The sequence below is a fragment of the Paenibacillus zanthoxyli JH29 genome, from assembly GCF_000520715.1.
Lineage (GTDB): Bacteria > Bacillota > Bacilli > Paenibacillales > Paenibacillaceae > Paenibacillus_AQ > Paenibacillus_AQ zanthoxyli.
In genome coordinates, this window is record NZ_ASSD01000592.1 from 1 (window position 1) to 9,428 (window position 9,428).

Below are 9,428 nucleotides of genomic sequence, written 5' to 3' on the forward strand. Positions count from 1 at the left end.
GCGTTAGCGGCATGGGCGTCTAATACTTTATTTTCTTCTGACAGCGAGGATATAAATTAAAATAATTTTCTCTCATCTTTCCCCTTTATTTTCAAATACATTTTTTGCTATAATAATCAAATAGAACCAAATATGATATAAATGAGGGACGTGAAATGAAGGATGCAGGTATGATCCGGAGTTTGGATAATCTTGGGAGAATCGTGGTCCCTATAGAAATCCGCATGATGCGAAATATCGGCATTGGGGACTCTATCGAGTTTTTCATTTTGGATGATCATATTATTGTACTGCGAAAATATACCTCCACGGAGTGTACTTTTTGCAGGAGTTTGGAAAATGTCACCTACTTCAAGGATCAATTCATCTGCAGCTACTGTCTACAGGAGCTCGGCGGCCCGGACCGGGAAGAAGTCGTGCCCGAGCGGCAAGAAGAATCGGTTAAGGCTGTCTCCTTCCCGGAACCTGATCCTCCTAAAAAAAGAACAAAATCGGATGAACTGAAAAAACGGCTTGAACAAGCGATGCTGGAGCATCCCAAAGCTACTCAAAAAGAGTTTGCCGTAATGCTTGGCGTCAGCCAGTCCCGGATCAGTCAGCTCAAGCGTAAATATGAACTCGGTGGCAATTGATAGTCAAAGAGATAGACCGTTACCTTAGCGAGGGCGGTCTATTTTTTTTATGGTTTAGCAGATTTCCGGGGAATGCTAAACTGCTGCCGGGGCACCGTATACGGGGCAGTACTGTCAGGACGGTCCAAAAGAACCCGGGATAAACCAGTTCCCCCGGGTGGTCCTGTGCAAGTTGTTTTTAATAAACTGTTTTTACCCTTATAGTGAGAGGCGATAACAGAGCAAATAAGTTTGGGAATATCTTATTTTCTCTGATTCCCTTATCGCCCTTAATTTAAAATTAAAGGAGAATTCATTATGCACGATCAACAATTTAATGTTTCTAGTACTGCTCCCGGTCCAAATGTTCGCTCTACTGAAGTCGTTTATTTTACAAAAGATCAACTGAATGCCATGATTGAAAGCAGCGTAGGTCAATCCGTTTCCGGACTTGGATGGGCTATTGCAACTTACGGTTATAGCCGAATTAAATCAATTCTTGCGGCAAAACTTCCGCCTCAAGTTGCTGGATTTCTAAGTTTAGCCGTACTTGTAGTGTCTACAGTAAAACTGATTGAGCAAATTGCTAGTTTCACTGACGAAAACAGACTGGAAGAGATTCTACATCTTTTGGTGGATCATTCTGGAACCTACGCAAGAGTTAAAGTCACCGTTACCACTTGGGAAAAGTTAGTTGTTAACCCTACTAACAGCTACTGGACTTACTATACAACCACTTCCTATGAAGCAGTAGCATAAAACAAATGCCAAATCGTCGTGCGGTTAAATGCGCGACGATTTGGCTTTACTTCAACATGGGCGCTATTTTGAAATAACCTCAATAATCGAGTTCTTTATCCTTGTTTTTTAAACTCATCTTTTAGCTGGATTGCTTCAGCGTAAGTGACAGCAATCTGTATAATAATAAAGAAAATTCGATTGAAAGGTCCCATTGGTGAAGACAGAATAACAATAAACGTGATTAGACCTGTTAACAGAGCTAAAAGAGACAATACCAAACGTAGGACACGATTTTTCGGCGAGTCCAATATACTGGACAATTGAAGAAATATAGCCTGGGCACAAATACAGTTTATAAATAACGTAAAATGTGCCCATATCAGCGAATTTAATGAATTACCGAATAAGTTAATAACTATAAGTATCACAATTGAAGTAAGCAAGGATAATCGTTTTTTTTGGCTGATCAACAAAAAAACCCCCTCCCTCTGATTTTAATTCCTCTGCATAATTTTAACATATTATTGAAGTTAACGACATATTCAAGGCGATTATCGAACGAAATGGTAATATTCACGCCATATTAGGATGGTTTTTTACATCTGCTACAGTCGAGTACCAGGAATAGTAACTGGCGGACGAGCTGCTGCCGGCGAAGGCTAGTCCACAGGCTTTCATTTACTTGGAAAAATGATGAGTGTTATAATCCCCCGGTTCATCGTCCCTAAATCCCAAGCGACCCCGGAAAATCGCCGGGTTCCATTGGGATTCTTAACGGGACTAGCAGGATGCAAAGCCTTCTGCAGTAACGCTCTAACATCATAGGGCTTGCTACGCTCCGCTTCGCTATACTGCACAATCCCTATCATGTTCTACGAAGTGGGGGAATCATGAATCCATTCCGCGTTGCTTCATTCCCTCATCATTCCCTGAAACCCCAAAACCAGAAGGTTACTCATAGAAGAAAAGGCAAGGCCCGTTCGCATCCTTTCGCAGCGGCCTTGCCTTATTTCGTTTTCAAAGAAGACCATTCGCTTACCGTAGTCATCTAGTCGCATGGGATCATATAGAACCTCTCCGGGCAAGGCGAAATTTTTTTGAGAAATGCACTCAAAAAAATTTGTCGGCCCTTACGGGCAACCTTGCCCTGCGAGAACCTATATGATCTTAAATCTGCGACGGCTACGGTATACGAATGTTTTTTGTTCTTTGAAAACTACATAAGACAGGCAAGGCACAACGAAGAAACTGTTCACAAAACCTTAAAGATTCCGCTCATTGCCGCTCGGGCTAGACAGGCAAACGGTGCCGAATTTTGAAGGGGCAGGGCCAAAAGTCAAGCCTGAAAGGAGGTGAAATAGATGAATAGTCTCGGTTTAACGGATTTAAGCACATTGATTCAGTTGGTTGAAGGCGAAATTTTAAAGACCAAATCAGACATTGAAGAGATTGAGAAATACAATACGGACCACGCTTACCAGCAGAACCTGAAGTTTTGGCGGCAATGGCTTGAAATCAATGAAAGTTTGTTGATGAGGCTAGAAGCGATTCAGAGAACAGCCATTAGAAAGGAATGATTGCCGATGACTCACCACTTTATAGGCAAGTTTCGGTTAGGGCAGATTTTGGCAACGCCGGGAGTCCTGGAAAGCATTTGTGAAGATGACCGGATATCAGCTCTTACAAGGCATCATAACGGCGATTGGGGGGAGGTTTCAGAGAATGACAAGGCCGAGCAATAATGAAGCCCTATTAAACGGTTCTAGGCTGTTCTCAGCTTATACAAGCAGAAGCGGCGTAAGGTTCTGGATTATTACTGAGCATGACCGCAGCGCGACCACGTTTTTATTGCCAGATGAATATTAAAGGCCGACCGCTTTAAGGGAGCGAATCGACCGGGGCGAAGAATTTGGGAACACTTCGCCCCTCCATTATAGCACAAAGGAGAGGGAACGCATGAGCGAAAAAATCTATGAAATGATTACTAACCGGATGATTGAACTGCTTGGAAAGGGTGTCGTACCCTGGCGCAGACCGTGGAAAATTGGCGGTGCAGTAAGTTGGAAAAGCCAAAAGCCCTACCGGGGGATTAATACTTTGCTGCTTGATGCTGGAGAATACGCGACGATTAAGCAGATTAACGAGGCCGGGGGGAAAGTCAAAAAAGGAGAAAAGGGCCAGTTTGTAGTCTTTTGGACTTGGCTGGAGAAGAAGGACGGAACCGGGGCGGGCAACGAAGAGAGCCAGCCCGAGAAGATTCCTTTTTTGCGATACTACAACGTTTTTGAAATAAATACACAATGCCAAGGATTGCAGAGCAAACGCAATGACCAAATTTATGATCATGACCCGATTGAGGAAGCGGAACGGATATGTGCCGGATATACGGACGGCCCGCCCGTTCGTTACCATTCAGGGCGGGCATACTACCGTCCAGCGGATGACATTGTGAGTGTGCCGCCGCTTTGCGATTATGCCAAAGCGGAGGAGTATTACAGCACATTGTTCCATGAGCATGTACACAGCACCGGACACGCAAAGCGGCTGAACCGTAAAGGCATCACAGAATTGGCAGCCTTCGGGGATGAAAGCTACAGCAAGGAAGAACTTGTGGCTGAGATCGGCGCGGCCATGTTGTGCGGGGTGGCTGGTATCGACAATAGCACAATCGAAAATAGCGCCGCCTATGTGGGAAGCTGGCTGCGGAAACTCAAAGAAGATAAGAAATTGATCGTGCAAGCAGCAGGACAAGCGCAGAAAGCCGCAGATCATATCTTAGGTGTCACGTTCGAGGGTAGAGAATAAAAATGCGCCAAACCCAGCCGGGGGCCTTTCCCCGGCTAGGTTTGGAATCTCTGTCCTCTTAGTATACAAAAAAACACTTGGCCACAGTGATCCAGGATTCAATTTGTATACAAAAAATGAGCTGCCGGCGAGATCCGGAAGAAGATTTTGTATACAAAATCGGCTCGTTTCCCGGATTTTGCTTGTCAAACGTAAGGAGTATATACAATGGTTGAAAAACTCCATAAAGAAGCGAGGAAGGCTCTACCACGTAGACTCGATGAACTGATGGACAGAAAAACTCAGGCTATGTTGGAATGGTACATTGATATTAAGAATGAGGATGAATATATCTGGAAGTTCATAAATCCAAAAGATAAGACGAAGACAGAATTAATTTATAGATTTCAAGCCCAAACCGTAACGGTTATTCACTCGGGGGCAACTAGAGAATAGCTCGCTATAAGGCCAGGTGGACCAGCTGTACTTTTTAGCTGGTCCATTGGTAAAAGGGAGGGAAAGCTTATTTATACGAACGGCAAGAGGATGAACGGCGGTCTTTATGTTCGGACCCAAAAGGGGAATTGGATTAACATTCGGTTGCTTATTGATATTGAATCGACCTTTTATCACGGCTCTATGGTAGCATCAATACGAATAGAGAAGGGAGGGAACCAGGTTGAGTGATTCGGCTCAAGTAGAAATCCATTTGGATGTAGCTGCAAGAGAATTTTTAGACAAGACAAAGCGCCATGTGGACCCTCTTAAAGCAGCTACCGTTTATCAGGAAATGGCAGATGAAATCAGTTCACAATTAGTACAGCTTATCCCTGTAAAGTCATTGTTTATGTACGCTAACCAAACCGGGGAGCTGTTGAAGACGCAGTTGCTTGATCCGAAAGCCGATCATGCTTTTATAAAGGCTAAAATTGAAATTATGGAACGTGCTTTACGAGTGAAGTCCGTTGATTATCTGCGAGAGGTTGTTCCTTTTAACACCAATATAGCCCAACACGCCCTGTTCTCGGCTAATCCAAGGTCAAATCAGGTTTTGACAACCGCTAACGGCGTCCGATCCGTTCATATAAAGTCCGCTACAGGGGAAACTTTAACGACATATGAAGCCCGCGTAATGGGAGCTGTTCAGTCTCTTTGGTTTAAGTTGAATGTAGGGAAACCTTCTGTAGAGCTGAAATATGCCGACATTTTGTCCGAGCTGGGATTAACAGATGGCGCGGCCAACTATAAGCGCATTCAAGAGGCATTAATGCGTTTGATGAAAATTGAAGTGACACTGACGCAATTTCAGCGTTCGAAAGATGGGGAGTATGAGGAAATTGCCTTAACCCGTTTAATTGACCAAATTGTTTTTCGGAGAAAGATAGGAGCAGCTAATCATTATCAGTACAAATTTGAAATTCGTTTGCCGGAATGGCTAGTGGAGGCGAACCGCGCAGGAAACCTCTTCGATATAAGTCTCATTCTAATGAACGACTTAAAATCCTATCTGGCACAAGGTCTTTACTGGCTGATATCATCATATCCAGAAGATTCGGCTGTGACTTTAGAATTGTCTGTTCTTGCCGGACATTTTCACTTCATCAATGGTGAAGAGCCAATTATGCCAGTTTATAAGATTGTAGAGCGTATAAAACATGCGTGTGAAGAGTTGAAAGCAGTAGGGTTTATAGATTCGTTTGAATTTTCTGGGAAAAAGCAAGGCTTATCCGGTCGCTATCTTACAGTCACTAAGAATCCGGTTTTTCTCAATTCGACCATCCGTCTACGAGACCTACCGGAGCAATTGGAATTTCCAAATTTGTAAACTATCAAATTTCATATTACTTAAGAAGAGCGCGTACCGGAAGCACCGGACGCGCTTTTTGATTTTAATTTTCATTTTCGTTAAAGATTAGATTAGAATTGTTGACCGCATTGTCTTTTTATTAAAAACAAGCAGCTTTCAAAAAAACAGTAAAGCAGCCCATGAAAGGATTTAATGGAAATTCCTTTTTAGAGGTTGATTATTTTTCTTGCTCTATTACAAAAAATTGATTTAGCTGCATACCTTTTTGTCCAATTGTTGTAGCTTCGCCATTCGTTTCAACGAATCCGTATGTTGCCTCCATAATTGGCAGCATCAAATGATAGAAAACAACACGTTTGTTAATAGAAGGTTTTTCTCCATCTTGATCGACAACTTTATAAGGTAAAAAGAAAAGACTGCTGGAGGACTTGGAAGCTGTGTCTAATTTCGCGGACCATACTTCCTCGCTGTGGTTACCGGTTACTTTATAATAAGAAACCCCATTTCCCCCTGCAATGAAGAATGAAGTTGATAATCCTTCAGGAAAAAAGTAATCTTGATTTTGGCTTGCATTTTGAACATCCATTTTCTTCAATTGGCTTGTACGTGGAAACTGTACTGCTGCTGAACGCGCTTCTGCTAAGTTTGTCGAAGCCAGCTTGGCTGTTAATTCCTCGCTTGCCTTTGCTACATAAACAGTACGAATCTTAGCGTTCCAGATCACATGAGCATCGGCTGATTCGGCAATAAACCGTAAAGGCACCATTACCCGGCCTTTCTCGAGGGTTGAGGATACTGCTAGAGAAACTTTTTGTGAGCCAATGGTTGCAGTCTTTTCACCTGCAACCAATGTAATAGTTTCCCCATTTCTGGTTATAGTTACTGTTTTGGATGCATTATCCCATTTTACATTGATGCCGGGGATTTGTTGAACGACATTGAGTGGGACAATTGTAGTGCCTTGTTTGAGATAAGGAGCTATATCTGTGGTAACTGGTGAATCATTTACAACGATTTCAATTCTAGAAGATGCAGCTAATGTTGTTCCTGAAAACATAATAATTGTAGAGAGTGAAAGCCCTAAAAAAGATTTAACAAATTTTCTCATTATATTCCTCCTCATGTATATTATACCCATATTTGTAGACGCAAAAAAATAAAAAAAGTTACTTTAATTCCTTGAAAATCAAAAAAGAGCCTTTGAATTTATCAAGGCTCTTCAAATATATAAGGTAAATTTGAAAAAGGATTATGCAGGATCAAGCTTGGTGATGAGCGGTGCAAAATTGTAAATTGTAAATTTGTCCGCACTTGTTGCATTGCCGCCGTTGGCAACTACACGAGTAGTTTTAGAAAGATCACTGGTCCAAGTGATATAGTTTGCTCCTGCAGTGTCGGTACGAAGTTGTGTTTGCGAGAAAGAGGCCTAACTATAAGAACTTCCACCTTGGTCTTCAACTCCATGTATCATCTTTACTTTATTATAGGTGCTCAAGGCGTTTGCTGCTTGACCGATGTTAACATGGTCTGTCCAAGGAAGAGCAGCTCCGTTCAAATAAAGAGTCGCCTGGTGTGTAGAATGATCATAAATCAGCTTGAGATCGACGGTTTGTCCCTTTTGTAAACTGGAAACGACATTCGATTGGTAGTAGGTGCTTGTTGAACCGTAAGAAGCTCCAAGAAAGACTTTGAAGCCTTGGCTGGAATACGAAATCCCACTTTCAATTGAAGCATCACCAATGCCCAAATACCAATCAACATATCCATTTACAGGATTGATAGTAGTAGGCAGGATAAGTTTTGTTGTTACACCTGTATAGTTTGCTGCCTCCGTGATTGTTCGAACTGCTCCATGTCTAGTCATTCAAATCATCTCCTAATTTGTTTGTTATCTGAAGTAATAAAGTACGCGCGATTGATTTATTCTTCAGTGATTCGAAAGAGATAGGGTTCCCATGCTGTGGAAGTTCCCTTCTTCTACTAGCATGGCTCTCTTTCTGAATTCATAATATAATATTACGTAACGTTACGCAATATATTTTTTGGTTTGTTTCAATTCTCTTTCTTTTCTTGTTGGATAGTCGAATTTATAGAGGTTTTCACCAGTAAACTCATGGTGTTATCCAGTTGGGCAAGACGTTTCTCTAATCCCTCCATTTGCTTGTTAAATTTGACAAGAATCGTTTGAAGAAGGATTAGGGATAAGGTAATCGGAAATCCGACATTGCCGATCAGTTGAATAATGGCTTGGTAATCCATAGGAAGATCCCTCCTTTCTATACAGGTTGTAATTTAATTACATAACAGTACGTTACGTAACGCCATATAATACACATGTAATGTAAAAAAGAATGATAAATATACAATATATGTAATTTTTGTTGTGAGACGTAACGAATCGCTATATAATAAGGGGGGAGATATAACAAGGAGGATGAAAATGAAATATTCGATCAACTTATTTGGATACAACGTGGACTGTCAATTGAGGGTAGAGAATAAAGCTTGCGTATTGAAATGCTTGAAGAGAATCAACGGGCATTGAAGCAATATCTGGTTCGTGTCTTGCCTAAATATGGAAGGGAGGCTTCTAGTGATTCTTCGTTACAAACGCTGCTGAGACTTGCTATAGATGCTGAAAAAACACTAGAAGGTCGTATGGCTGAACCAAAATTAAAACTGCCTTATGAGTTTCAGCCGGAAATAAAGGAAAAACTGATCGAAGCCGCAACCTTGCAAGAAACATCGGCCACCCAATTATTAATTCATTTGATCGAAAAAAAATATCAAGAAATTATGGGATAGGAGGAACAATCATGGCATACGGAAATAAGGTGAAATTTCATTATGACGTACCAGCTTATATTAAGCAACAGTTAGCTGAAGCAGCCAAAAAGCTGAACATAACGGCCACCGAATTGCTTTCCAAAACCATTGAAGAGGAATACGATCGGATTAAAGCCGAACAGCAAAAATCCTCTAACTGATTGGAAGGCAGGAAATGAAGCGCACCAAAGAGCCGATTTGTTCAACTGGTAGGCTTTGATATAGATAATCGTCTCCAATTTGATCGCATGAGAAGAAATGGGCTACATTGTACCCTTCTGTGGGATTATGTTCAACAAGGAATATGGAGGCCGAAACTGATTGAGCTTCAATGTAGTAGAAAAAGTGCGCCTCCGGACTTGCCTTCATGATTTCTATAATGTGCTGTGCAACATGTATATGGATAGAATGTTCCAATAAGGCAGACATAACGTTAGATTGGTCTTGTTCATAAATAAACATAGAAATTTATCGCCTCTTTTAATATCAATTAGTATGGTTAGTAAATCCGTTTGTTAATTATACCAAACGTTCGTTCGTATTGTAACCTGAATTTATCATATCAGTACATATTTTACGTAAGACTCCAATAGTTCGTTGCGGATTTCCGGTAGAAATAAGGTCCTGAATCCGTGAAATAACCAACAACCACATAGCAT

At 41.5% G+C, this 9,428-nt stretch carries 11 protein-coding genes; 8 read left to right on the forward strand and 3 right to left on the reverse strand.

Going from position 1 to position 9,428, the window contains the following annotated elements; translation table 11 throughout:
• Positions 1 to 155 precede the first annotated feature (155 nt).
• The 6 genes from L691_RS0122970 (at position 156) to L691_RS0123015 (ending at position 5,961) form a co-directional block, all read left to right on the forward strand.
• Positions 156 to 632 carry an AbrB/MazE/SpoVT family DNA-binding domain-containing protein gene (locus tag L691_RS0122970; protein WP_025692639.1) on the forward strand — a complete coding sequence of 159 codons (477 nt, stop codon included), beginning with the start codon at positions 156 to 158 and terminating at the stop codon, positions 630 to 632.
• Positions 633 to 929: 297 nt separating this feature from the next.
• The gene (locus tag L691_RS0122975; RefSeq protein WP_025692640.1) at positions 930 to 1,370 is read left to right on the forward strand and encodes a hypothetical protein; all 441 of its coding nucleotides are present in this window, start codon (positions 930 to 932) and stop codon (positions 1,368 to 1,370) included.
• A gap of 1,343 nt (positions 1,371 to 2,713) precedes the next feature.
• On the forward strand, positions 2,714 to 2,929 hold the full coding sequence (locus L691_RS0122990) for a hypothetical protein (RefSeq protein WP_025692642.1): 216 nt from the start codon (positions 2,714 to 2,716) through the stop codon (positions 2,927 to 2,929).
• 379 nt (positions 2,930 to 3,308) lie between these two features.
• Positions 3,309 to 4,157: an ArdC family protein gene (locus L691_RS0123000; protein WP_025692643.1), complete on the forward strand. Its 849-nt coding sequence runs from the start codon at positions 3,309 to 3,311 to the stop codon at positions 4,155 to 4,157.
• A 207-nt stretch (positions 4,158 to 4,364) separates the two neighbouring features.
• The gene (locus tag L691_RS0123005) at positions 4,365 to 4,592 is read left to right on the forward strand and encodes a hypothetical protein (RefSeq protein ID WP_025692644.1); all 228 of its coding nucleotides are present in this window, start codon (positions 4,365 to 4,367) and stop codon (positions 4,590 to 4,592) included.
• 223 nt (positions 4,593 to 4,815) lie between these two features.
• Positions 4,816 to 5,961, forward strand: coding sequence for a replication initiator protein A (locus L691_RS0123015; protein WP_025692645.1), 1,146 nt, complete (start codon positions 4,816 to 4,818; stop codon positions 5,959 to 5,961).
• A gap of 199 nt (positions 5,962 to 6,160) precedes the next feature.
• Here the strand turns inward: L691_RS0123015 and L691_RS0123020 are convergent, their stop codons facing one another.
• The 3 genes from L691_RS0123020 to L691_RS0123030 all read right to left on the reverse strand — a co-directional run bounded on the left by L691_RS0123020 (position 6,161) and on the right by L691_RS0123030 (position 8,202).
• A complete protein-coding gene (locus L691_RS0123020; RefSeq protein ID WP_025692646.1) occupies positions 6,161 to 7,051 on the reverse strand; it encodes a copper amine oxidase N-terminal domain-containing protein in 891 nt (296 codons plus the stop codon).
• A 318-nt stretch (positions 7,052 to 7,369) separates the two neighbouring features.
• On the reverse strand, positions 7,370 to 7,807 hold the full coding sequence (locus L691_RS29890; protein ID WP_051459439.1) for a hypothetical protein: 438 nt from the start codon (positions 7,805 to 7,807) through the stop codon (positions 7,370 to 7,372).
• A 188-nt stretch (positions 7,808 to 7,995) separates the two neighbouring features.
• Positions 7,996 to 8,202 carry a hypothetical protein gene (locus tag L691_RS0123030; RefSeq protein ID WP_025692647.1) on the reverse strand — a complete coding sequence of 69 codons (207 nt, stop codon included), beginning with the start codon at positions 8,200 to 8,202 and terminating at the stop codon, positions 7,996 to 7,998.
• Positions 8,203 to 8,448: 246 nt separating this feature from the next.
• Between L691_RS0123030 and L691_RS29895 the strand changes: the two genes are divergently transcribed.
• Positions 8,449 to 8,748: a hypothetical protein gene (locus tag L691_RS29895; RefSeq protein ID WP_232229258.1), complete on the forward strand. Its 300-nt coding sequence runs from the start codon at positions 8,449 to 8,451 to the stop codon at positions 8,746 to 8,748.
• An 11-nt stretch (positions 8,749 to 8,759) separates the two neighbouring features.
• Positions 8,760 to 8,930, forward strand: coding sequence for a hypothetical protein (locus L691_RS33120; RefSeq protein ID WP_198023098.1), 171 nt, complete (start codon positions 8,760 to 8,762; stop codon positions 8,928 to 8,930).
• The last annotated feature ends 498 nt before the right edge of the window (positions 8,931 to 9,428 follow it).

Excerpts from the sequence above, each read along its gene's own strand:
- L691_RS0122970 (WP_025692639.1), top strand. The coding sequence starts at position 156 with ATGAAGGATGCAGGTATGATCCGGAGTTTGGATAATCTTGGGAGAATC.
- L691_RS0122975 (WP_025692640.1), top strand. The coding sequence starts at position 930 with ATGCACGATCAACAATTTAATGTTTCTAGTACTGCTCCCGGTCCAAAT.
- L691_RS0122990 (WP_025692642.1), top strand. The coding sequence starts at position 2,714 with ATGAATAGTCTCGGTTTAACGGATTTAAGCACATTGATTCAGTTGGTT.
- L691_RS0123000 (WP_025692643.1), top strand. The coding sequence starts at position 3,309 with ATGAGCGAAAAAATCTATGAAATGATTACTAACCGGATGATTGAACTG.
- L691_RS0123005 (WP_025692644.1), top strand. The coding sequence starts at position 4,365 with ATGGTTGAAAAACTCCATAAAGAAGCGAGGAAGGCTCTACCACGTAGA.
- L691_RS0123020 (WP_025692646.1), bottom strand. The coding sequence starts at position 7,051 with ATGAGAAAATTTGTTAAATCTTTTTTAGGGCTTTCACTCTCTACAATT.
- L691_RS29890 (WP_051459439.1), bottom strand. The coding sequence starts at position 7,807 with ATGACTAGACATGGAGCAGTTCGAACAATCACGGAGGCAGCAAACTAT.
- L691_RS0123030 (WP_025692647.1), bottom strand. The coding sequence starts at position 8,202 with ATGGATTACCAAGCCATTATTCAACTGATCGGCAATGTCGGATTTCCG.
- L691_RS33120 (WP_198023098.1), top strand. The coding sequence starts at position 8,760 with ATGGCATACGGAAATAAGGTGAAATTTCATTATGACGTACCAGCTTAT.